The sequence below is a fragment of the Streptomyces sp. NPDC059080 genome (assembly GCF_042739975.1).
Lineage (GTDB): Bacteria > Actinomycetota > Actinomycetes > Streptomycetales > Streptomycetaceae > Streptomyces > Streptomyces benahoarensis.
The window spans coordinates 87,854-113,802 of sequence record NZ_JBHYGX010000001.1; the positions used below are offsets into that span (position 1 = coordinate 87,854).

The window sequence follows — 25,949 nt, forward strand, 5'->3', positions numbered from 1 at the left end:
CTACTGCGCCGACTCGCAGTTCTCGACGAACAGGTTCGCCGGGTGGGAACTGCCCGTCATCCTGGCGACCAACTCGGGGCCGGTGCGGTGCCACAGCACGCTGTCGCCCAGGCGCGCGAAGCCGTACTCCGTGAGCATCCCGGAGGTCAGCACCGCCCCGTTGGTCTCGACGAGCACCAGGTCCGCGCCGGGGTCCAACTCGCTGGAAGCGGCGAGCGCCGCGGCCCGCCGCAGCAGCGCCAGGACGATGTTCGGGGCGTTGGGGTCGTCCCAGAACACCGCCCCGCTCAGGTGCAGGACACGCGGTGGCTGCCCGCCGCCCTGTCCGCCCGTCGCGAGCAGGGGCGCCACAGGGTTCTCCGCCGTCAGCGCCTCGGTGTCCAAGGCGCCGATCCGGTAGCGGATCTGGCCGAGCGCCGGGCCGGTACGCGTCGTTGAGCCCGAGGGGGCCCACTCGGTGACCTGGAGCCGTCCGCGGACCAGCTCCTGGTCGTCGACGAGCGGCACCAGGGGAGCGGTGACGGCCGGGGCGGTGTCCTGGCCGGCGACAGGTGTGTGCGCCGGCGCGGCGCCCAGGTTGGCGAGCGGCAGCGGCGCCGGCGCCGGGAGGCTCGGCGCCTGCTCCGCCGCGGGCTCCTGGCCCTGTGGTGCCGGAGCCGACAGGGTCTGTGGTGCCGGTGCCGACAGGGTCTGTGGTGCCGGTGCCGACAGGGTCTGCGGTGCCGGTGCCGACAGGGTCTGCGGCGTCGGAGCCGACAGGGTTTGCGGCGCCGGTGCCGTCGCCTGCGGCGCGGCTGCCTGTGTCGCCTGCGGCGCGATCGTCCCTGGCGGCGACGCCTGGGCGTTGTGCGGCAGGAGCAGCTGGAATTCCGCCACCGGCGGCACCACGAACTGCTCCGGCCCCGGCACGGTGATCGTGACCTGGAGCGAGGTGTCCTCGCCGCCGCGGTTCATCCCCTCATCGATCCAGGACCTGACGGTGTGCGGTGTGTCCTGGGGCAGGCCGGTGTGCTGCCCGTCGGTGAGCGTCACGGATGCGCCGGCGAGGAATGCGGTGCGCTGTTCGTCGGTGAGCAGGTTCCGCACCTGCTCGGGGAGGGCGGCGAGGTCCTCCTCGCGCTGTGCCAGTGACACGGCCGCCGCCGTCTCGCGCGCCGCCGTCAGACCCTCCAGGAAGAGCGACATCTCCACCTGCCGGACCGCAGCGCCCAGCTTCGCCCGGCGTCGGCCGGACTCCTCATCGGTGCCGGAGATCTCGGAGGACCACTCCAGGATCCCGGAGGCGAGCTCGAACCGCTTTCCTGTGCCGCCCGCCAGCAGTTCCTGCGGAGTGAGGCTGTAGAACTCCGCGACCTCGGCCAGTGCGTAGGGCACGTCGCCCAGCGCCTGGGTCATGGTCACGAGGTGTGCTGCCGCCTGGCCGGTCAGGCCCAGGGTGAGCAGGGTGCGGGGGATGGACCTCATTTGCTCGGCGAGGTCCACCAGGTGGGGCCGCGACTCCTGGGAGAGGTCGAGGTCGCGGGCGAGGCGCACCAGCTCCCGGACGTGGAACCACGGGTGCCGGCGCACGTCACTGAGCGCGGCGAACCGATTCCGGCTCAGTCCCAGTTGCCGGGCGCGCCAGGTGGCGATGGTCGGGATGAGAGCGTCGTCGTTCCTGTTGGCGGTGGCGTACCTCCACAGCCTGCGGCGCTCCTGGAACGTCATCCGGTCGTAGCTGTCGCTCGCCAGGAGGGGCGTTCGCCTCCCCGTCTGTGTCACGTATTCCGCGAGAGTGGGAAGCTCCTCGATCCCCACGCCCCAGGTGCGGAGCGTGGTGAGCAGCAGGACGACGAAAGTGCGTTCACTTCGACTGAAGTCGGCCAGCTTCTGGATATTGACACCGTGCTGCTCCAGCAGCGGTTCGAAGTGCTCACGCCTCCAGTCGAGGAGGGTGTCGCCCTGTTCCGCGAGGTCCTGGAGGTGGCCCCCGAACACCCGGATCAGGTCGCGCTGGTCGCCTTGCAGGTCGAGGGTGTCGGCGATGCCCACGAGGTTGAACGCCACGGCCGGGGCGACGTGCAGGTGTTCGGCGAGTGCGCTGACCTCGTCCACCACGGGACGTTCGACGCTCGCGCTGTACTCGTAGAGGGCGTTGATCAGGTCGCTGTGCGCGCCGGACCTGTGGACGTAGTCGGCGATGTCCACGAGCGCGATGCCGTTGTCGGCAAGACGCTGATACTGCTCGACCTCTCGGTCGCCCCCGGCGCCGTCGGTGCGGCCTGCCCGGAAGGCGACCTCATCCCCCATCGTCTCCATGAGCGCGTGCCCGCCGGGGGCCAGCACGAACTCGTCCCGGATGTTGACCCCCCTCATGGTTTCCGTAAGGGCCGCGGTGATGTCGATCTGTTCGAGGAAGTCGAGGAAGTCCCTGTTGCGCATCTCGTCGAACGGGTGCCCGGCCATCAGGATGGACAGGTGCACCGGCGAGAGCCATGGTCCGGTCCACTCCCGTTCGGCGGCGTTGCCGGGGCCGGTGAACGCGGGGTCGGACAGGGCCCGGAACAGCCAGGCACGGTCCTGCGGTGCGTAGGCCCTCGTCACGGTGGCGAAATCCTTGAGCAGCCGCTCGTAGTACGCGGTGACCGGGAGGCCGAAGACGCGGAGGAAGTGCTCGATGGCGGCCTGTTCGTCGTCCAGCAGCCCTGGCTGTACCGACCAGTGGATGCCGGAGAGGCTTCCCTGTTGGGCCGGGGCTTGGGCGAGTTCGCCGAGTGCGGCGACGATCTGCTGCACCTCCGGGCCGGACGTCTGGATCTGCCGGTGGACCAGTGGGGCGAACAGCTCCCTCAGCACCTGCGGTTCGGCGAGGGAGTGGAGTGCGTCCAGCCGCATCGGGAAGCGGCCGAGTACCTGGTAGAGAGCGCGGGGGTTGTCGCTCAGCCCGAGGGCGTCGAGCGATTCCTGGAGGGCTTCGGGGGCCGGGACTTCGCCCGTGGTGCGGACGAAGCGGATGAGGCGGACGAGGTCGCCGATCCGGATGTCCAGCATGTCGTGCAGGGTGCCCAGGCGCAGGACCTGCCCGGCGGTGAAGCCCCTGAGCACGTCGCGGTGTTCTTGGCGCAGGGTGGACGCGACCGCGTCGACGACCGGCAGCGGCGTGAGGTCGTCCAGCGCCGGGCCGATCCAGGACACGACGGTGCCCGGCGCGCCCTCGGGAAGACCGGTGCGCTGCGCTCCGGTCAGTTCCACCTGCCCGCCCGCCAGGAATGCGGCGCGCTGCTCGGTGGTGAGCTGGTTCTGCACCTGCTGGGGGAGGGCGGCGAGGTCTTCCGCGCGCTGGTGGTGCGACGCGGCTGCCGCCGCCTCCTCCGCTGCTGCCATGCCGTCGAGGAACAGTGTCCTCTCCACCTGGCTGACCGCGTGGCCCAGCCCCGCCCGGCGACGGGCGGTCTCGGCGTAGTCATGGGGGACGAAGACCGAGGGCCACCACAGGACCTGGGAGACCAGCCAAGCCCGCTCCTGCTCGTCGGCCGCCACCAGCTCCTGCGGGGTGAGGCCGTAAGCCTTCGCGACCTGGGTCAACGCCCGCGGGGTGCCGCGCAACGCCTGGGCCAGGGTCACGAGGTGTGCTGCATCCTGGCCGGTCAGGCCCAGGTCGAGCAGGTCGTCCGGCACGGTGCGGAGCTGTTCGGCGAGGTCGACCAGGTGGGGTACCGACTCTTGGGGCAGGTCGAGGACGCGGGCGAGGGCCACCAGATTCCGGGCGTGGAACCAGGGGTGGCGGGCCGTGTCGTTGAGTGCGTCGAACCGTTCCCGGGTCAGCCCCAGCTCCCGCCTCAGTTCCCGGGCGCCGTGCCACGCGGCGACGGCAGGGATGAGAGGTTCGAGGTGCGCGGCGGCGTACTGCCACAGTGCGCGGCGCTGTTCGGGTGTTGCCGCGTCGTAGTTGTTCTCCGGCAGCTCGGGTGCCTGCGGGTCCTGTGTCGCCAGGTATGCGACGAGTTCCGGGAGTTCCTCGATGCGGGCGCCCCAGATGTGGAGCGCGGTGAGCAGTGAGGTGATGGCGGAGGCTTCCGTTCCGCCGTGCCTGATCAGCTCCGGGACGCTGATGCCGTGCTGTCCCAGCAGCGCTCCGAGGTCCCGGCCCCTCCAGTGAAGGAGGGGCTCGCCGTGCTCCGCGCGGTCTTGGAAGTAGCCCCCGAACACGTAGAGCAGGTTGCGCTGTTCGCCTTCCAGGCCGATGAGGTTGGCGACGTGCAGAAGGCTGAGCGCCGACATCGGGGCGACGTGCAGCCCTTCGGCGAGCGCGTGGACGTCGTCCGTGTGGCGTTGTGTGCGGTGGGCTTCTGTGCCGATCCAGGGCGTGAGGGTGAGGGGTGCGTCCTGGGGCAGGCCGGTGCGCTGCTCGTCGGTGAGCGTCACCGGTTCGCCGGTGAGGAAGGTGGTGCGCTGGTCTTCGGTGAGCAGGTCCTGCACCTGCGGGGGGAGGGCGTTGAGGTCTTCCTCTCGCTGTGCCCGTGACGCGGCTTCCGCCGCCGTGCGTGCGGCCTCGGGGCCTTCCAGGAGGAGTGTCTTCGCCACCTGGTCGACCGCGGTGCTCAGGCTCGTCCCGTGGCGGACGGCCTCGGCGTCGGCACCGTGGATCGAGGGCCACTTCAGGATCTGCAATGCCAGCCAGATGTGTTCCTGCGCGCCGGCCGCCACCAGCTCCTGCGGAGTCGCGCGGTACACCGCCGCGACCTGGGGCAGTGCGTGCGGCACGGACGTCAGCTGCTCGGCGAGGGCGACCAGGTGGGGCCGCGCCTCTTGAGGCAGGTTGAGCTGGTGGGCGAGGTGCACCAGTTCCCGGGCGCTGAACCAGGGCTCTGCGTTGTTGAGGTCGTTGAACCGTTCCTGGGTCAGTCCCAGTTCCTGGGTGCGCCAGGCGGCGACGGCCGGGGTGAGGGTGTCGTGGTGTGCGGCGGCGTACTGCCACAGTGCGCGGCGCTGTGCGGGTGTTGCCGCGTGGTAGCTGTTCTCCGGCAGCTCGGGTGCCTGTGGGTCCTGCGTCGTCAGGTATGCGACGAGTGCCGGGAGTTCCTTGATGCCGGCGTCCCATGTCTGGAGCGCGGTGAGCAGGGAGAAGACGTGGGTGGCTTCGGCTGCGTCGGGGATGAGCAGGGCTTGGACGTCGATGCCGTGCTGTGCCAGGAGCGCTCCGAGGTCCCGGTCCCTCCAGCGGAGGGTGTCGTCGTCCTGCGCCACGACGTCCTGGAGATAGTCCCCGAACACGTCGAGCAGGGCGTGATGTTCGTCTTCCAGGCCGAGGAGGTGGGCGACGTGCAGAAGGCTGAGCGCCGACATCGGGGCGACGTGCAGCTCTTCGGTGAGGGTGCGGACGTTGTCCGTGTGGCGCTGCGTGCGGTGGGCTTCTGTGCCGATCCAGGGGGTGAGGGTGTGGGGTGCGTTCTGGGGCAGGCCGGCGCGCTGCTCGTCGGTGAGCGTCACCGGTTCGCCCGTGAGGAAAGTGGTGTGCTGCTCTTCGGTGAGCAGGTCCTGGATGCTCTGCGGCAGGGCTGCGAGGTCTTCTGCGCGCTGTGCCTGTGAGGCGGCTTCCGCCGCCGTGCGTGCGGCTTCGGGGCCTTCCAGGAGGAGTGTCTTCGCCACCTGGTCGACCGCGTTGCTCAGGCCCGTCCGGTGGCGGACGGCCTCGGCGTCGGCACCGTGGATCGAGGGCCACTTCAGGATCTGGAACGCCAGCCAGATACGTCCCCGTGCGCCGGCCGCCATCAACTCCTGCGGAGTCGTGCGGTGGATCTCCGCGACCCGGGGCAGCGCGTGAGGAACACCGCCCAGTACCTGGGCCGTGGTCACGAGGTGTGCTGCATCCTGGCCGGTCAGGCCCAAGGCGCGCAGTGCGTGGGGCACGGACGTCAGCTGTTCGGCGAGGTCGACCAGGTGGGGCCGCGACTCTTGGGGCAGATCGAGCTTGTGGGCGAGGTTCACCAGGTCCCGGGCGCTGAACCAGGGGTGGCGGACCGCGTCGTTGAGTGCGTGGAACCGTTCCGGGGTCAGTCCCAGTTGCTGGGTGCGCCAGGCGGCGACGGCCGGGATGAGGGCGTCGTGGCGCTCGGCGGCGTACTGCCACAGTGCGCGGCGCTGTGCGCGTGTTGCCGCGTAGTAGCCGTTCTCCGGCAGCTCGGGTGCCTGCGGGACCTGCGTCGCCAGGTAGGCGACGAGTGCCGGGAGCTCCTCGATACCGGCGTCCCATGCCCGGAGCCCGGCGAACAGTGACACGAGGTGGGCGGCTTCGGCTTCGTCGCGCCTGCCCAGGGCCCGGCCATTGATGCCGTGCCGTACCAGCAGATCTGAGAGGTCGTGATAACCCCAGCGGATGAGGGCGTCGCCCTGCTCCGCGAGGTCCTGGAAGTAGTCCTTGAACACGTCGAACAGGGCGCGGTGATTGCCGTGCATGAAGGGGAGTCCGGAGACGCGCAGAAGGCCGAGCGCCAGGGCCGGATCGACGTGCAGCTCTTCGGCGAGTGCGCGGACCTCGTCCACCACGGGCCGTCCGACGTGCACGCTGTACTGGTAGAGGGCGTGCATCAGCTCGTCGGGCGCGCCGGTCTCGCGGACGTAGTCGACGGTGCTCGTGAGTGTGATGCCGTTCGCGGCCAGCCGTCGGTAGCCTTCGGCGCTCTGCTCGCCCCCGGTGTTGCCGATGCGGCCTGCATAGGCGGCGACCGTCTGCTCCATCGCCGCCATGAGCATGCGCCCGCCGGCGGCCAGCATGAGCTCGTCCCGGATGTCGACCCCCTGCATGATGAGCGCCCTATGGCCCACGGCGTTGTCGATCCGTTCGAGGAAGGCGAGGAAGAACTCGTTGCGCATCTCTTCGAACGGGTGCCAGGCCATCAGGTGGAACAGGTGCAGCGGCGAGAGCCACCGTCCGGACCACGGCCGCCGGCCGGCGTTGCCGGGGCCGGTGAACGCGGGGTCGGACAGGGCCCGGAACAGCCAGGCACGGTCCTGCGGTGTGTAGGCCCTCGAAAGGGTGGCGAAATCCTTGAGCAGCCGCTCGTACTCCGGGGCGACCGGGAGGCCGAAGACGTGGAGGAAGTACTCGATGGCGGCGTGTTCGTCGTCGAGCAGCCCTGTCTGTTCCGACCAGTGGATGCCGGCGACCCTGCCCTGCTGGGCAGGGCGCCGGGACAGCTGGTCGAGCAAGGCGACGGTGTTCAACACCTCCGGGTCGGATTCCCGGACCCGCCGGTTGGCCAGTGGCCTGAACAGCAACCTCAGCCCGTCTGGCGCGGCGAGGGAGTGGAGTGTGTCCAGCCGCATGGGGCGGTGCTTGAGCACCTGGTAGAGGGCGCGGGGGTTGTTGCGCAGTCCGAGGGCGTCGAGTGAATCCTGGAAGGTCTCGGGGGCCGGGACGTCGCCTGTGGTGCGGACGAGGCGGACGAGGTCACCCATCGAGATGTCCAGCATGCGGTGCAGGGTGTCCAGGCGCACGACCTCCCAGGCGGTGAAGCCCGTGAGGATGTCGCCGTGTTCCTGGACCAGGGCGGACGCGACCGCCTGAGGCGGCGCTTGACCGTATTCGGGCAGCCCGGAGACGCCGTTGTAGTCCGGCGGGAGCGCGCCGGTGCCGGCCTCCGGCACCCGATTGATCACCTCCCCTTCGCGGTCGATTTGGCGGAGGGGCACGCGGTAGTCCATGCGGCGCTGCATGCGCCGGTCTTCCGTGCCGATCCAGGATTCGACGGTGCTCGGCGCGTTTTGGATCGGGCCGGCCCGTCGCTCGTCGGTGAGCCTGATGGGTTCGCCGGCGCGGAATGCGGTGCGTCGCTCGTCGATGAGGGTCATGGTTTCGCCGGCGAGGAATGCGGTGCGCTGTTCGTCGGTGGGCGTCACGAGTTCGTCGGCGAGGAGTGCGGTGCGCTGTTCGTCGGTGAGCGTCACGATGCGGCCGTCGCGGTATGCGGTGCGCTGTTCGTTGGTGAGCGTGGTGTGTTCGGCGTCGAGGTATGCGGTGCGTTGCTCTTCGGTGAACGTGACGGGTCGGCTGGTGAGGAGCGCGATGCGCTGTTGGTTGGTGAGCGTCAGGGGTTGGCTGGCGAGGAGTGTGGGGCGCTGCTGGGCAGTGAACGTGACGGGTTCGCCGGCGAGGAATGCGGTGCGCTGCTCGGGGGTGAGTGTCACGAGTTGGCGGGCGAGGAGTGCGGTGGCCTGGTCCTCGGTGAGCCTTACGGGTGCGGCGGCGCGGAACGCGGTGCCCTGTTCCTCGGTGAGCGTGACCAGCTCGCCGGCGAGGAATGCGGTGCGCTGCTCTTCGGTGAGCAGGTTCTGCACCTGCTGGGGCAGGGCGGCGAAGTCTTGCGCACGCTGGTGGTGCGACGCGGCTGCCGCCGTCTCGCGCGCTGCGGCCAGGCCGTTGAGGAACAGTGCCCTGGTCACCTGGCTGACCGCGTTGCTCATCCCCGCCCGGCGACGCATGGCCTCGGCGTCGTTGTAGGGGCCGAAGACCGAGGGCCACCGCAGGTACTGGGACACCGCCCAGTCTCGCTCCTGGGGGCTGAGAGTCACCAACTGCTGCGGGGTGACGTCCCAGGCCGTGGCGACCTCGGTCAGTGCACGGGGCACTTCGCCTATCGCCTGGGCCAGGGTCACGAGGTGTGCTGCCGACCCGCCGGTCAGGCGGAAGTCGCGCAGGGTGTGCGGCACGGCGCGGAGCTGTTCGGCGAGGTCGACCAGGTCGGGTCGAGCCTCTCGGGGGAGGTCGAGGTCGTGGGCGAGGGCCACCAGTTGCCGGGCGTCGAACCAGGGGTGGCGGGTGGTGTCGTTGAGTGCCTCGAACCGTTCCTGGGCCAGCCCCAGTACCACTCCCAGCCGCAGTTCCTGGGCGGTGCGTGCCGTCGGCGTCCGGGTGGAGGCGGAGCTCTCCCCGGAGTTCTGGTGGTGCGGTGCGGTGGTGCTGCGGCTGCTGGAGCCGGAGCCGGAGCCGCCGGCCTGGTGGGCCGAGTTCCCCGGGGCGGTGAGGTCGCGCTGGTTGCGGGGTGTGCCGCCCAGGCGGCGTCGCTTGCGCCGGTCTTCCGTGCCGATCCAGGAGGTGACGGTGCCCGGCATGTCCTGGGACAGGCCGCTGCGCTGCTCGTCGGTCAGCGTCAGACGTTCGCCGGCGAGGAATGCGGTGCGCTGGTCTTCGGTGAGGAGGTCCTGCACCTGCGGGGGGAGGGCGGCGAGGTCTTCCTCACGCTGTGTCTGTGACGCGGCATTCGCCGCTGCGCGTGCGGCGTCGGGGCCTTCCAGGAGGAGTGCCTTCGCAACCTGGTTGATCGCGCGGTCCAGGCCCGTCCGGCGTCGGTGGGCCTCGGCGTCGGTGCCGATGATCGGGGGCCACTTCAGAATCACGGACGCGAGCCCGGCCCACCTCTCTGCGCTGTACGCCACCAACTCCTGCGGAGTCGTGTGGTACATCTCCGCGACCTGGGGCAGAGCCAGGGGAAGAGCGCCCAGTTCCTGTGTCAGACGCACGAGGTGTGCTGCCGCCTGGCCGGTCAGGCCCAGGGCGAGCAGGGCGTGGGGCACGGTGCGGAGCTGTTCGGCGAGGTCGGCCAGGTGAGGCCGCGCCTCGTGGGGCAGGTTGAGGTCGACGGCGAGGTGCAGCAGTTCCCGGGCGTGGAACCAGGGGTGGCGGGTGGTGTCGTTGAGCTCGTTGAACCGTTCCCGGGTCAGGCCCAGTTCCTGGGCGCGCCAGGCGGCGACGACCGGGGTGAGGGCGTCGCGGCGCGCGACGGCGTACTCCCACAGCTCGCGGCGCTGTTCAGGCGCTGTGTGGTTGTTGTCGTAGCTGCGGGAGTTGAGCGAGGGTGCCTGCGGGTCGTGAACCGTCAGGTGTTCGACGAATGACCCGAGTTCGTCGATATCGGCGTCCCATGTGTGGAGCGCGGTGAGCAGCGAGATGAGGTGGGGGGCTTCGTTTCCGCCGCGCTCGATCACGTCTCGGGCGTGGAAACCGTGCTCTTCCAGCAGGTCTTCGAATGCCGCCTCGCCCCAACGGATGAGGGTGTCGCCCTGCGCCGCGAGGCCCTGGAGGTGGTCCTTGAACGCGGTGAGCAGGTTGCGCTGTTCGTCTTGCAGGCCGAGGGTGTCGGCGACGTACAGGAGGTTGGCCGCCACGGCCGGGTCGACGTGCAGGTGTTCGGCGAGCGCGCGGGCCTCGTTCACCACGGGCCGGTCGGTGCTCGCGCTGTACTCGTAGAGGGCGTGGATCAGGTCGCTGTGCGCGCCGGCCTCATGGACGTAGTCGGCGATGTCCACGAGTGAGATGCCGCGGTCGGCAAGAAGCTGGTACTGCCTGGTGTTCCGGCCCCCACCGGCGTTGCCGATGCGGCCTGCCCGGGAGGCGACTTCGTGCCTGATCGCCGCCATGAGCGTGTGCCCGCCGGGGGGCAGCCGGAGCTCTTGCCGGATGTCCACCCCCACGCGGAGCGCCCTGGTGTCCACGGTGTTGTCGATCCGTCCGAGGAAGGTGGCGAAGTCCTCGTTGCGCATCGCGTCGAACGGGTGCCAGGACATCAGGTGGAACACGTGCAGCGGCGAGAGCCATCGCCCGGTCCACTGCCGCTGGCCGGCGTTGCCGGGACCGGTGAATGCGGGGTCGGACAGGGCCCGGAACAGCCAGGCACGGTCCTGCGGCCCGCGAGCCCCCGCAAGGGTGGCGAAATCCTTGAGCAGCTGCCCGAAGCCCGCGCTGAACGGGACGCCGAAGACGCCGAAGAAGTGCTCGATGGCGGCTTGTTCGTTGTCGAGCAGCCCGGCCTGTTCCGACCAGTGGAGGCCGGCGACCCTTCCCTGCTGGGCGGGGTGCCGGGACAGTTGGTCGAGCACGGCGACGGTCTTACCCACCTCCGACTCGGACTCCCCGGTCCCCGGGACGTCCAGTGAGTGGAATGCCACCCTCAGCATCAGTGGTGCGGCGAGGGAGTGGAGTGTGGCCAGCCGCATGGGGCGGCGCTTGAGCACCTGGTAGAGGGCGCGGGGGTTGTTGCGCAGTCCGAGGGCGTCGAGTGATTCCCGGAGCGCTTCGGGGGCCGGGACTTCACCCGTGGCGCCGACGAGGCGGACGAGGTCGCCCATCGAGATGTGCAGCATGCGGTGCAGGGCGCCCAGGCGCACGACCTCCCAGGCGGTGAAGCCCGTGAGGATGTCGCCGTGTTCCTGGATCAGGGCGGACGCGACGGCCTGAGGCGGCGCTTGACCGTACTCGGGCAGCCCGGAGACGCCGGTGTAGGCCGGCGGGCGGACACCGGCGGCGGCCTGCGACACCGGGGTGATCGCCCTGCCTTCGAGGTCGATTTGGCTGAGGGACCTGCGGAAGTCCATGGGGCGCTGCAGGCGCCGGTCTTCCGTGCCGACCCAGGACCCGACGGTGTCCGGCGTCGTCGCGGGTGCGTCGGTCCACAGCGTCGCGGCGCCGGCGAGGAGTGCGGTGCGCTGTGCGTCGGTGAGCGTCGTGGGTTCGCCGGCGAGGAATGTGGTGCGCTGTTCGTCGGTGAGCGTCACGGGTTGGCGGGCGCGGAGTGCGGTGTGCTGTGCGTTGGTGAGCGTGACGAGTTCGTCGGAGAGGAGTGCGGTGCGCTGTGTGCTGGTGAGCGTGACGGGTTCGTAAGGGAGGAGTGCGGTGCGCTGCGGTCCGGTCAGTGCCACCGGCCGGCCCGTGAGGAAGGTGGTGCGCTGCTCTTCGGTGAGCAGGTTCTGCACATGCTGGGGCAGGGCGGCGAGGTCTTCCGCACGCTGGCGGTGCGAAGCGGCTGCCGCCGCGGTGTGCGCTGCTGCTGTGCCGTTGAGGAACAGTTCCCTCTCCACCTGACTGGCCGCAGTGTTCAGCGCCGCCCGGCGACGGTTGGTCTCGGCATCGTTGTAGGGGCCGAAGACCGAGGGCCACCGCAGGAACTGGGACACCACCCAGGCCCGCGCCTGCGTGCCCGCGACCAGGAGCCCCTGCGGGGTGCTGCCGCAGGCCCTGGCCACCTGGGGCAACGCCAGCGGGATTCCGCCCACTGCCTGGGCCAGGGTCACGAGGAGCGCTGCCGACCCGCCGGTCAGGCGGAAGGCGCGCAGGGTGTGCGGCACGGTGCGGAGCTGCTCGGCGAGGTCGACCAGGTGGGGCCACGACTCTCGGGGCAGGGCGAGGCGGTGGGCGAGGTTCACCAGTTTCCGGGCGTCGAACCAGGGGTGGCGGGTGGCGTCGTTGAGCGCGTCGAGTCGTTCCCGGGTCAGCCCCAGACTCAGGTCCTGGGCCCGCCAGGCGGCGACGGCCGGGGTGAGGGCGTCGCGGTGCGCGACGGCGTACTCCCACAGCGCGCGGCGCTGTTCGTCTGTTGCTTCGGCGTAGCTGTCCACCGGCATCTGGGGTGCCTGTGGGTCGTGAACCGTCAGGTATTCGACGATTTCCGGGAGTTCCTCGATACCGGCGTTCCACGTGTGGAGCGCGGTCAGCAGGGAGAGGGCGTGGGAGGTTTCGGTTCCGCCCCTGACCAGGAGGAAAACGTCGATGCCGTGCTGTGCCAGCAGCTGTCCGAGGTTCCGTTCCCTCCAGCGGAGAGCGTCGCCCTCCGCCTCAAGGTTCCGGAGGTAGCCCGTGAACACGTGGAGCAGGTTGCGCTGTTCGCCGTGCAGGCCGAGGAGTTCGACGAGGTGCAGAAGGCTGAACGCCAGGTCCGGAACGACGTCCAGCTCTTCGGCGAGTGCGCGGATGTCGTCCGTGTGGCGCTGAGTGCGCTGGGCGTCCGTGCCGAGCCAGGGCGTGAGGGTGTGGGGTGCGTCCTGGGGCAGACGGACGCGCTGTTGGGCGGTGAGCGTCACCGGTTCGCCCGTGAGGAAGGTGGTGCGCTGCTCGTCGGTGAGCAGGTTCTGCACCTGCTGGGGCAGGGCGGCGAGGTCTTCCGCACGCTGGTGGTGCGAAGCGGCTGCCGCCGCAGTGAGTACTGCCTGGGGACCCTCCACGAGGAATGCCTGTACCACCTGGTTGACCGCGTCGCTCAGGCTCGCCCGGCGGCGGACGGCCTCGGCGTCGGCACCCTGGATCGTGGGCCACTTCAGGTAGCGGAACGCCAGCCAGATGTGTTCCTGCGCGCCGGCCGCTATCAACTCCCGCGGAGTCGTGTGGTACATCTCCGCGACCATGGGCAGCCCGTGGGGCACTCCGCCCAGTACCTGGGACCAGGTCACGAGGTGTGCTGCGTCCTGGCCGGTCAGGCCCAGGCTGAGCAGGTCGTACGGCACGGTGCGGAGCTGTTCGGCGAGGCTCAGCAGGTGGGGCCACGCCTCTCCGGGGAGGGCGAGGTCGCGGGCGAGGCCCACCAGTTCCTGGGTGGGTACCGCCGGCGTCTGGATGGAGGCGGAGCTCTCCCCGGGGTTTTGGTGGTGGTGCGGTGCGGTGGTGCTGTGGCTGCTGGAGCCGGAGCCGGAGCTGGAGCTGCCGGCCTGGTGGGCTGAGTTCTCCGGGGCGGTGAGGTCGCGCTGGTTGCGGGGTGTGCCGCCCAGGCGGCGTCGCTTGCGCCGGTCTTCCGTGCCGATCCAGGAGGTGACGGTGTCCGGCATGTTCTGGGGCAGACCGTCGTGCTGCTCGTCGGTGAGTGTCAGTGTCAGCAGCTCGCCGGCGAGGAATGCGGTGCGCTGGTCTTCGGTGAGGAGGTCCTGCACCTGCTGGGGGAGGGCGGCGAGGTCTTCCTCTCGCTGTGCCAGTGAGGCGGCTTCCGCCGCGGCATGTGCCGCTGCGGGTCCTTCCAGGAACAGTGCCCTTGTCACGCGCTCGATCGCGCGGTCCCGGCCCGTCCGGCGTCGGTCGGCCTCGGCGTCGGTGCCGATGATCGGGGGCCACCGCAGAATCCCGGACGCGAGCCCGGCCCAGTCCTGCTCGTCGGCCGCCACCAGCTCCTCGGGGGTGAGGGCGTAAGCGTCCGCGACCTGGGCCAGCGCCAGCGGAACGGCGCCCACTTCCTGTGCCAGTCGCACGAGGTGTGCCGAATCCTCGCCGACCACGTTCAGGGCGAGCAGGGTGCGGGGCACGGCATCGAGCTGTTCGGCCAGTTCGACCAGGCGGGGCCGCGCCTCTTCGGGCAGGTCGAGGATGTGGGCGAGGTTCACCAGCTCCCGGGCGTGGAACCAGGGGTGGCGGGCCGCGTCGTTGAGCTCGTTGAACCGTTCCGGGGTCAGTCCCAGATCCTGGGCGCGCCAGGCGTCGACGGCCGGGATGAGGGCGTCGCGGTGCGCGACGGCGTACTCCCACACCTCGCGGCGCTGTTCAGGCGTTATGTGGTTGTCGTCGTCGCTGTCGGAAGTCAGCAGGGGTGCCTGAGGGTCGTGATCCACCAGGTACACGACGAGTGAGGAGAGTTCGTCGAAACCGGCGTCCCATGTGTGGAGCGCGGTGAGCAGCGAGATGACGTTGGGGGCTTCGATTCCGCCGGGCGTGGTCACGTCCTGGGCATCGAAACCGAGCTCCTCCAGCAGCGGTTCGAATTCCTCATCCCTCCATTCCAGGAGGGTGTCGCCCTGCGCCGCGAGGTTTTGGAGGTAGTCCTTGAACGCGGTGAGCAGGTCGCGCTGTTCGTCTTGCAGGCCGAGGATGTCGGAGAGGTACAGGAGGTTGAAGGCCACGGCCGGGTCGACGTGCAGTTGTTCGGTGAGTGCGCGGACCTCGTCCACCACGGGCCGTTCGACGCTCGCGCTGTACTCGTAGAGGGCGTGGATCAGGTCGCTGTGCGCGCCGGTCCCGTGGACGTAGTCGGCGATGTCCCGGAACGTGATCCCGCTGTCGATGAGCTCCAGGTACTGCTCGACGCTTCGGTTGCCCCCGCCGTCATCGGTGCGGCCTGCCTGGGAGGCGACCTCCGCCTCCATCGCCGCCATGAGCTCCTCCCCGCCGGGGGCCAGCCGGAGCTCTTGCTGGATGTCGAGGCTCATCACGATCGCCCTGACGGCCGCGGAGTCGTTGATCCGTTCGAGGAAGGAGAGGAAGTCCTCGTTGCGCATCTCGTCGAACGGGTGCCCGGCCATCAGGTGGAACACGTGCAGCGGCGAGAGCCATCGTCCGGTCCACTGCCGCTCGGCGGCGTTGCCGGGGCCGGTGAACGCGGTGTCGGACAGGGCCCGGAACAGCCAGGCACGGTCCTGCGGCTCGTAGGCCCTCGCCAAGGCGGCGAAGTCCTGGAGGGTTTGCCAGTATTCCGCAGAGTCCAGGAGGCCGAAGACGTTGCAGAAGTGCTCGATGGCGGCGTCTTCGTCGTCGAGCAGTCCCAGCTGGAGCGACCAGTGGGTGCCCGGCAGAATTTCCTGCCGGAACGGGGCTTGGGCGAGTTCGCCGAGCGCTTCGACGATCCGCTGCACCTCCGGGTCGGACTCCTGGATCCGCCGGTGGGTCAGAGGGGCGAACAGGCCCCGCAGAACATCGGGTGCGGCGAGGGAGTGGAGTGTGTCCAGCCGCATGGGGAAGCGCCTGAGCACCTGGTAGAGGGCGTGGGGGTTGTCGCTCAGCCCGAGGGCGTCGAGTGAATCCCGGAGCGCTTCGGGGGCCGGGACTTCGCCTGTGGCGCGGACGAGGCGGACGAGGTCGCCCATCGAGATGCGCAGCGTGCGGTGCAGGGTGCCCAGGCGCACGACCTCCCAGGCGGTGAAGCCCGTGAGGATGTCGCCGTGTTCCTGGACCAGGGCGGACGCGACCGCCTGAGGCGGCGCCTCGCCGTATTCGGGCAGCCCGGAGACGCCGTCGTAGTCCGGCGGGAGCGCACGGGTGACCGGCCGCACCGGGTCGATCACGCTGCCTTCGACATCGATGTGGCTGAAGGACATGCGGAAGTCCATGGGGCGCTGCATGCGCCGGGCTTCCGTGCCGATCCAGGACTCGACGGTGCTCGGCGCGTTCGGCGGGTCGGCCCGTCGCTCGTCGATGAGCCGCATGGTTTCGCCGGCGAGGAATGCGGTGCGCTGCTCGTCGGTGAGCGTCATGAATGCGCTGTTGAGGAGTGCGGTGCGCTGTTGGTCGGTGAGCGTCACGGCTCGGCCGTCGCGGAACGCGGCGCGCTGTCCGTTGGTGAGCGAGGTGGATTCGGCGGCGAGGAGTGCGGTGCGCTGTGGGTTGGTGAGCGTGACGGGTCGGCCGGTGAGAAGTGCGGTGCGCTGCTCGTTGGTGAGCGTCAAGGGTTGGCCGGCGAGGAGTGCGGGGCGCTGCTGGGCGGTGAACGTGACGGGTTCGCCGGCGAGGAACGCGGTGCGCTGTTCGTCGGTGAGCGTCACGGGTTGGCGGGCGAGGAGCGCGGTGCCCTGGTCCTCGGTGAGCCTTACGGGTGCAGCGGCGAGGAATGCGATGCCCTGTTCCTCGGTGAGCGTCATGGGCTCGCCCGCCAGGAATGCGGTGCGCTGTTCTTCGGTGAGCTGGTTCTGCACCTGCTGGGGGAGGGAGGCGAGGTCTTCCGCACGCTGGTGGTGCGACGCGGCTGCCGCCGCCTCGCGCGCTGCTGTCGGGCCGTTGAGGAACAGTGCCCTCTCCACCTGGCTGACCGCGGTGTTCAGCGCCGCCCGGCGACGGTTGGTCTCGGCATCGTTGTAGGGGCCGAGGACCGAGGGCCACCGCAGGAGCTGGGACACCATCCAGGCCCGCCCCTCGGGGGCGAAAGCCACCAGCTGCTGCGGGGTGACGCCCCAGGCCGTGGCGACCTCGGCCAGTGCACGGGGCACTCCGCCTACTTCCTCGGCCAGGATCACCAGGTAATCGGCCGACCAGCCGGTCAGGCCGAAGCTGCGCAGGTCGTGCGGCACGGCATCGAGCTGTTCGGCCAGTTCCACCAGGCGGGGCCGCCCCTCTAGGGAGAGGCCGAGGTCGTCGGCGAGGGTCACCAGTTCCCGGGCGTGGAACCAGGGGTGGCGGGCCGTGTCGTTGAGTTCGTCGAACGACTCCCGGGGCAGCCCCAGTGCCAGATCCAGTCGCAGATCCTGGGCGGAGTTCTCCTCAGACATCTGGGTGGAGGCGGAGCTCTCCCCGGAGTTCTGGTGGTGGTGCGGTGCGGTGGTGCTGTGGCTGCTGGAGCCGGAGCTGGAGCTGCCGGCCTGGTGGGCTGAGTTCTCCGGGGCGGTGAGGTCGCGCTGGTTGCGGGGTGTGCCGCCCAGGCGGCGTCGCTTGCGCCGGTCTTCCGTGCCGATCCAGGAGGTGATGGTGTCCGGCGTGTTCTGGGGCAGGCCGTTGCGCTGCTCGTCGGTCAGTGTCAGCCGTTCGCCGGCGAGGAATGCGGTGCGTTGGTCTTCGGTGAGGAGGTCCTGCACCTGCGGGGGGAGGGCGTTGAAGTCTTCCTCACGCTGCGCCTGCGAGGCGGCTTCCGCCGCCGCGCGTGCGGCTTCGCGGCCTTCCAGGAGGAGCGCCCTCGACACCTGGTCGATCGCGCGGGCCATGCCCATCCGGCGTCGCCGGATCTCGGGGTCGGTGTTGGGGCCGATGATCGGGGGCCACTTCAAGATTCCGAACGCGAGCCCGGTCAGTGTCCCCCCGTTGTCCACCAGCAGTTCCTGCGGGGCGAGGTCGTAAGCGTCCGCGACCTGGGCCAGCGCCAGCGGAACGGCGCCCAGTTCCTGTGTCAGTCGCACGAGGTGTGCTGCGTCCTGGCCGGTCAGGTTCAGGGCGAGCAGGTCGCGGGGCAGGGTGTGGAGCTGTTTGGCCAGGGCGACCAGGTGGGGTCGTGCCTGGTGGGGCAGGTCGAGCTTGTGGACGAGGTCGACCAGTTCCCGGACGCTGAACCAGGGCCTTGCGTCGTTGAGTGCCCGGAACTGTTCCGGGGCCAGTTCCCGTTCCTGGGGGCTGAACGAGGGCTGTGCGTCGTTGAGTGCGTGGAACTGTTCCGGGGGCAGTTGCAGTTGCTGGGCGCGCCAGGCGGCGACGACCGGGATGAGGGTGTCGTGGTGTGCGGCGGCGTACTGCCACAGTGCGCGGCGTTGTGCGGGTGTTGCTGCGTAGTAGGTGTTCCCTGCCAGCTGGAATGTCTGTGGGGCGTGGGCTGTCAGGTGTGTGGCGAGTTCTGGGAGTTCGTCGATGCCGGCGTCCCATGTCTGGAGCGCGGTGAGCAGTGAGGAGACGTGGGTGGCTTCGGCTGCGTCGGACATGAGCAGGGCTTGGGCGTCGATGCCGTGCTGTGCCAGGAGCGCTCCGAGGTCCCGGTCCCTCCAGCGGAGGAGGGTGTCGTCGTCCTGCTCTGCGAGGTCCTGGAGATAGTTCCCGAACACGTCGAGCAGGGCGTGGTGTTCGTCTTGGAGGCCGAGGAGGTTGGCGAGGTGCAGAAGGCTGAGCGCCGACGTCGGGGCGATGTGCAGCTCTTCGGTGAGTGTGCGGAGGGTGTCGGTGTGGTGCTGCGTGCGGTGGGCTTCTGTGCCGATCCAGGGCGTGAGGGTGTGAGGTGTGCCCTCGGGCAGGCCGTCGCGCTGCTCGTCGGTGAGCGTCACGGGTTCGCCGGTGAGGAAGGTGGTGCGTTGGTCTTCGGTGAGCAGGTCCTGTACCTGCGGGGGGAGGGCGTGGAGGTCTTCTGCGCGCTGTGCGCGTGACGCGGATTCCGCCGCTGCGCGTGCGGAGTCGGGGCCTTCCAGGAGGAGTGCCTTTGCCACCTGGTCGACCGCGTTGCTCAGGCCCGTCCGGCGTCGGTCGGCCTCGGCGTCGGCACCGTGGATCGAGGGCCACTTCAGGATCTGGAACGCCAGCCAGATACGTCCCCGTGCGCCGGCCGCCATCAACTCCTGCGGAGTCGTGCGGTGGATCTCCGCGACCCGGGGCAGCGCGTGAGGAACGCCGCCCAGTGCCTGGGCCAGGGTCACGAGGTGTGCTGCGTCCTCGCCGATCAGGTTCAGGGCGAGCAGGGTGCGGGGCACGGTGCGGAGCTGTTCGGCGAGGTCGGCCAGGTGGGGCCGCGACTCTTGGGGCACGTCGAGGATGTGGGTGAGGTTCACCAGGTCCCGGGCGCTGAACCAAGGGTGGCGGACCGCGTCGTTGAGCTCGTTGAACCGATCCTGGTGCAGCCCCAGATCCTGGGCGCGCCAGGCAGCGACGACCGGGATGACGGCGTCGCGGCGCGCGACGGCGTACTCCCACAGTGCGCGGCGCTGTGCGGGTGTTGCCGCGTAGTAGCTGTTCCCCGGCAGCTGGAGTGCCTGCGGGGCGTGAACCGTCAGATGTCCGAGGAGCGCCGGGAGTTCGTCGAAGCCGGCGTCCCATGTGTGGAGCGCGTCGAGCAGCGGGATGAGGCTTGGGGTTCCGGTTTCGAGCCCGATCACGTCCTGGGCATCGAAATCGAGCTCCTCCAGCAGCGGTGCGAATTCCTCATTCTGCCAGTTGAGAAGGGTATCGCCCTGCTCCGCGAGGTTTTGGAGGTAGTCCTTGAACGCGGTGAACACCTTGTGCTGTTCGGCCTCCGGTGCGTCGTGCAGCTCAAGGGTATGGGTGACAAGCAGGAGGTTGAACGCCACGGCCGGGGCGACGTGCAGTTGTTCGGCGAGTGCGCGGACCTCGTTCACCACGGGCCGGTCGAGGTCCGCGCTGTACTCGTAGAGGGCGTGGATCAGGTCGCTGTGCGCGCCGGTCTCGTGGACGTAGTCGGCGATCTCCGCGAACGTGACCTCGTCGTCGATGAGTTCCCAGTACTGCTGGACGGTTCGGTTGCCCCCGGTGTCGCCGATGCGGCCTGCCTGGGAGGCGACCTCCGCCTCCATCGCCGCCATGAGCTCCTGCCCGCCGGCGCGCAGGGGGAGCTCGTCCCGGATGTCGACCCCGCGCATGATGAGCGCCCTATGGCTCACGGCGTTGTCGATCCGTTCGAGGAAGGCGGGGAAGCTCTCGTTGCGCATCTCTTCGAACGGGTGCCAGGCCATCAGGTGGAACAGGTGCAGCGGTGAGAGCCATCGTCCGGTCCACTGCCGCTCGGCGGCGTTGCCGGGGCCGGTGAACGCGGGGTCGGACAGGGTCCGGAACAGCCAGGCACGGTCCTGCGGTGCGTAGGCCCTCGCCAAGGCGGCGAAATCCCGGAGGGTTTGCAGGTGCTCCGCAGGGTCCTGGAGGCCGAAGACGTTGCAGAAGTGCGCGATGGCGGCTTCTTCGCTGTGGAGCAGCCCTGTCTGTTCCGACCAGTGGATGCCGGAGACCCTTCCCTGATGGGCGGGGGTTCGGGCGAGTTCGTCGAGCGTTTCGACGATCTGCTGCACCTTCGGGTCGGAGTCCTGGATCTGCTGGTGGGTCAGAGGGGCGAACAGGTTCCGCAGAACGTCGGGTGCGGCGAGGGAGTGGAGTGTGTCCAGCCGCATGGGGCGGTGCTTGAGCACCTGGTAGAGGGCGTGGGGGTGGTCGGTCAGTCCGAGGGCGTCGAGTGAATCCTGGAAGGTTTCGGGGGCCGGGACGTCGCCTGTGGTGCGGACGAGGTGGACGAGGTCGCCCATCGAGATGCGCAGCGTGTGGTGCAGGGTGCCCAGGCGCACGACCTCCCAGGCGGTGAAGCCCGTGAGGATGTCGCCGTGTTCCTGGACCAGGGCGGACGCGACCGTTTGAGGGGGCGCTTGGCTGTATTCGGGCAGCCCGGAGACACCTTCGTGGGCCGGCGGGCGGACACCGGCGGCGGCCGGCGGCACCACGTTGATCAGCCTGCCTTCGACATCGACCTGGCTGAGGGGACCGCTGTAGTTCACGTGGCGCTGCATGCGCCGGGCTTCCGTGCCGATCCAGGACCCGAGGGTGCTCGGCGCGTTCGGCGTGTCGGCCCGCCGCTCGTCGAGGGGCCTGAGGGGTTGGCCGGCGCGGAATGCGGTGCGTCGCTCGTCGGTGAGCCTGATGGGTTCGCCGGCGCGGAATGCGGTGTGCCGCTCGTCGATGAGGGTCATGGGTTCGCCGGCGAGGAACGCGGTGCGCTGTTCGTCGGTGGGGGTCACGAATGTGCTGTTGAGGAGTGCGGTGTGCTGCTCGGCGGTGAGCGTCACGATGCGGCCGTCGCGGTATGCGGTGCGCTGTTCGTTGGTGAGCGTGGTGGCTTCGGCGTCGAGGTATGCGGTGCGTTGCTCTTCGGTGAACGTGACGGGTCGGCCGGTGAGGAGCGCGATGCGCTGCCCGTTGGTGAGCGTCAGGGGCTGGCTGGCGAGGAGTGTGGGGCGCTGCTGGGCAGTGAACGTGACGGGGCGGCCGGCGAGGAATGCGGTGCGCTGCTCGGGGGTGAGTGTCACGAGTTGGCGGGCGAGGAGCGCGGTGCCCTGGTCCTCGGTGAGCCTTACGGGTGCGGCGGCGCGGAATGCGATGCCCTGTTCCTCGGTGAGCGCCACCTCCTCGCCGGCGAGGAATGCGGTGCGCTGCTCGTCGGTGAACAGGTTCTGCACCTGCTGGGGCAGGGCGGCGAAGTCTTCCGCACGCTGGTGGCGCGACGCGGCTGCCGCCGTCTCGCGCGCTGCGGCCACGCCATTGAGGAACAGTGCCCTCGCCACCCGGCTGATCGCGTGGCTCTGCCCCGCCCGGCGACGCATGGCCTCGGCATCGTTGTAGGGGCCGAGGATCGAGGGCCACCGCAGGAACTGGGACGCCAGCCAGGGCCGCGCCTGCGCGCCGGACGCCAGCAGGGCCTGCGGGGTGTTGCGGCAGGCCGTGGCCACCTCGGCCAGTGCACGGGGCACTCCGCCTATCGCCTGGGCCAGGGTCACGAGGTGTGCTGCGTCCTGGCCGGTCAGGCGGAAGCCGCGCAGGGTGTGCGGCACAGCGCGGAGCTGTTCGGCGAGGTCGACCAGGTGGGGCCGTGCCTCTTCGGGGAGGGCGAGGTTGTGGGCGAGGATCACCAGTTGCCGGGCGTCGAACCAGGGGTGGCGGGCTTCGTCGTTGAGTGCGTCGAACCGTTCCCGGGTCAGTCCCAGTTCCCGTTGCAGTTGCTGGGCGGAGTTCTCCTCAGACATCTGGGTGGAGGCGGAGCTCTCCCCGGAGTTCTGGTGGTGGTGCGGTGCGGGGGTGCTGTGGCTGCTGGAGCCGGAGCCGGAGCCGCCGGCCTGGTGGGCCGAGTTCTCCGGGGCGGAGCTGTCGCGCTGGTTGTGGCGTGCGCCGCCCACCTGGCGCTGCGTGCGCCGGTCTTCCGTGCCGATCCAGGACTCGACGGTGTCCGGCGTGCGCTCGGGCAGTCCGGTGCGCTGCTCGTCGGTCAGCGTCACCGGCTTGCCCGTGAGGAACGCGGTGCGCTGGTCTTCGGTGAGCAGGTCCTGCACCTGCTGGGGGAGGGCGGCGAGGTCTTCTGCGCGCTGTACCTGTGAGGCGGCTTCCGCCGCGGTGCGTGCGGCTGCGGGTCCTTCCAGGAACAGTGCCCTGGTGACGCGCTCGATCGCGTGGTCCCGGCCCGTCCGGCGCCGGTCGGCCTCGGCGTCGGTGCCGATGATCGGGGGCCACTTCAGAATCCTGGACGCGAGCCCGGCCCGCTCCTGCTCGTCGGCCGCCACCAGCTCCTCGGGGGTGAGGGCGTAAGTGTCCGCGACCTGGGCCAGCGCCAGGGGAACGGCGCCCACTTCCTGTGCCAGTCGCACGAGGTGTGCCGCATCCTCGCCGGTCAGGCCCAGGGCGAGCAGGGTGCGGGGCACGGTGCGGAGCTGTTCGGCCAGTTCCACCAGGTGGGGCCGCGCCTCTTGGGGCAGGTCGAGGAGGTGGGTGAGGTTCACCAGGTCCCGGGCGTCGAACCAGGGGTGGCGGGGGGTGTCGTTGAGCTCGTGGAACCGTTCCGGGGTCAGTTCCAGTTCCTGGGCGCGCCAGGCGGCGACGGTCGGGATGAGGGCGTCGCGGTGCTCGGCGGCGTACTCCCACAGCTCGCGGAGCCGCAGGGGCATGGTGATGTCGAGGTTACCGGGACTACTCGGCGGGGGTGCCTGTGGGTCGTGAACCGCCAGGTATCCGACGAGTGAGGCGAGTTCGTCGAAGCCGGCGTCCCATGTGTGGAGCGCGGTGAGCAGCGAGATGACGTGGGGGGCTTCGTTTCCGCCGCGCATGGTCACGTCCTGGACATCGAAACCGTGCTCCTCCAGCAGCGATTCGAAGCCCTCATCCCTCCATTCGAGGAGGAGGTCGCCCTGCTCCGTGAGGTCTTGGAGGTAGTCCTTGAACACGTGGAGCAGGCTGCGCTGTTCGTCTTGCAGGCCGAGGGTGTGGGCGACGTACAGGAGGTTGAAGGCCACGGCCGGGTCGACGTGCAGTTGTTCGGTGAGTGCGCGGATCTCCCTCACCACGGGCCGTCGGACGTTCGCGCTGTACTCGTAGAGGGCGTGGATCAGGTCGCTGTGCGCGCCGGCCTCGTGGATGTAGTCGGCGATGTCCACGAGTGAGATGCCGCGCTCGGCAAGACGCTGGTGCTGCTCGACATCTCGGCTCCCCCCGTCGTTGCCGATGCGGCCTGCCCGGGAGGCGATCTCCTCCTCCATCGCCGCCATGAGCGTGTGCCCGCCGGGGGCCAGCGGGAGCTCTTGCCGGATGTCGACCCCCTGCATGATGAGCGCCCTATGGCTCACGGCGTTGTCGATCCGTTCGAGGAAGGCGGCGAAGTTCTCGTTGCGCATCTCTTCGAACGAGTGCCAGGACATCAGGTGGAACACGTGCATCGGCGAGAGCCATCGTCCGGTCCACCGCCGCCGGCCGGCGTTGCCGGGGCCGGTGAACGCGGGGTCGGACAGGGCCCGGAACAGCCAGGCACGGTCCTGCGGTCCGCGAGCCCCCGCAAGGGTGGCGAAATCCCGGAGGATCTGCACGTACTTCGTGGCCTCCTCGGGGTCCGTGAGGCGGAAGACGTGGAGGAAGTGCTCGATGGCGGCGTGTTCGTTGTGGAGCAGCCCTGGCTGTTCCGACCAGTGGATGCCGGAGACCCTTCCCTGCTGGGCCGGGGCTTGGGCGAGTTCGTCGAGCGTTTCGACGACCTGCTGCACCTCTGGGTCGGAGTCCTGGATCTGCGGGTGGGCCAGAGGGGCGAACAGGTTCCGCAGAACGTCGGGTGCGGCGAGGGAGTGGAGTGTGTCCAGCCGCATGGGGCGGTGCTTGAGCACCTGGTAGAGGGCGCGGGGAGTGTCGGTCAGTCCGAGGGCGTCGAGTGATTCCTGGAGGGCTTCCGGATCCGGGACGTCGCCGGTTGTCCGGGCCAGGGCGGTGAACTCGTCCATCGAGATGTCGAGCATGGAGTGCAGGGTGCCCAGGCGCAGAACCTGCTCGGTGGTGAAGCCCGTGAGGATGTCCCCGTGTTCTTGGCGCAGGGCGGACGCGACCATGCCGGATACGGGCAACGGCGCGAGGTCTTCCCGTGCCGGAGGGGGATTGATGCTGTATTCGGGCAGCTCGAAGACGCTGGTGTAGGCCGGCGGGAGCGCACCGGTGCCGGCCTCCGGCGCCGGGTTGATCACCCTGCCTTCGACATCGATTTGGCGGAGGGGCCCGCGGTGGTCCATGCGGCGCTGCATGCGCCGGTCTTCCGTGCCGATCCAGGATTCGACGGTGCTCGGCGCGTTCGGCGTGTCGGCCCGCCGCTCGTCGAGGGGCCTGAGGGGTTGGCCGGCGCGGAATGCGGTGCGTCGCTCGTCGGTGAGCCTGATGGGTTCGCCGGCGCGGAATGCGGTGCGTCGCTCGTCGATGAGGGTCATGGTTTCGCCGGCGAGGAATGCGGTGCGCTGCTCGTCGGTGGGCGTCACGAGTTCGTCGGCGAGGAATGCGGTGCGCTGCTCGGGGGTGAGCGTCACGATGCGGCCGTCGCGGTATGCGGTGCGCTGTTCGTTGGTGAGCGTGGTGGCTTCGGCGTCGAGGTATGCGGTGCGTTGCTCTTCGGTGAACGTGACGGGTCGGCTGGTGAGGAGTGCGATGCGCTGCCCGTTGGTGAGCGTCAAGGGCTGGCTGGCGAGGAGTGTGGGGCGCTGCTGGGCAGTGAACGTGACGGGTTCGCCGGCGAGGAATGCGGTGCGCTGCTCGGCGGTGAGTGTCACGAGTTGCCGGGCGAGGAGCGCGGTGCCCTGGTCCTCGGTGAGCCTTACGGGTGCGGCGGCGCGGAACGCGGTGCCCTGTTCCTCGGTGAGCGTGACCAGCTCGCCGTCGAGGAATGCGGTGCGCTGCTCGTCGGTGAACAGGTTCTGCACCTGCTGGGGCAGGGCGGCGAAGTCTTGCGCACGCTGGTGGCGCGACACGGCTACCGCCGCCTCCTCCGCTGCGGCCAGGCCGTTGAGGAACAGTGCCCTCGCCACCTGGCTGACCGCGTGGTCCTGCCCTGCCCGGCGACGCATGGCCTCGGCGTCGTTGTAGGGGCCGAAGACCGAGGGCCACCGCAGGAACTGCGACACCGCCCGGAACCGCCCCTGCTCGCCGGAGGCCAGGAGCTCCTGCGGGGTGAGGGTGACGGTCGTGGCTACCTGGGACAACGCCAGCGGGATTCCGCCTACTGCCTGGGCCAGGGTCACGAGGTGTGCTGCTGCCTGGCCGGTCAGGCCGAAGGTGCGCAGGGTGTGCGGCACGGCGCGGAGCTGTTCGGCGAGGTCGACCAGGTGGGGCCGTGCCTCTTCGGGGAGGGTGAGGGTGTGGGCGAGGTTCGCCAGTTCCCGGGCGTGGAACCAGGGGTGGCGGGTGGTGTCGTTGAGTGCGTCGAGCCGTTCCCGGGTAAGCCCCAGCCTCAGTTCCGGGGCGGTGCGCCATGCGGCGACGGCCGGGGTGAGGGCGTCGTGGTGTGCGGCGGCGTACTGCCACAGTGCGCGGCGCTGTGCGGGTGTTGCTTCGGCGTAACTGTCCACCGGCATCTGGAGTGCCTGTGGGTCCTGCGACGTCAGGTATTCGACGAGTTCAGGGAGTTCCTCGATACCGGCGTCCCAGGCGTGGAGCGCGGTGAGCAGCGAGAGGGCGTGGGAGGTTTCGCTCCCGCCCTTGATCAGGTCCGAGAGGCTGATGCCGTGCTGTGTCAGCAGCACGCCGAGGTCCCGGTCCCTCCGGT

At 69.9% G+C, this 25,949-nt stretch carries 1 protein-coding gene (cut by a window edge); it reads right to left on the minus strand.

Features of this window, described 5'->3' with window-relative positions:
* On the minus strand, window positions 1-25,949 hold the 3' end of the coding sequence (locus ACFWWQ_RS00210; protein WP_384587557.1) for a protein-glutamine glutaminase family protein. Its footprint extends 35,449 nt past the window's final position; 25,949 of the gene's 61,398 nt are visible here — the last part of the coding sequence; the start codon falls outside the window, past its right edge; its stop codon occupies window positions 1-3.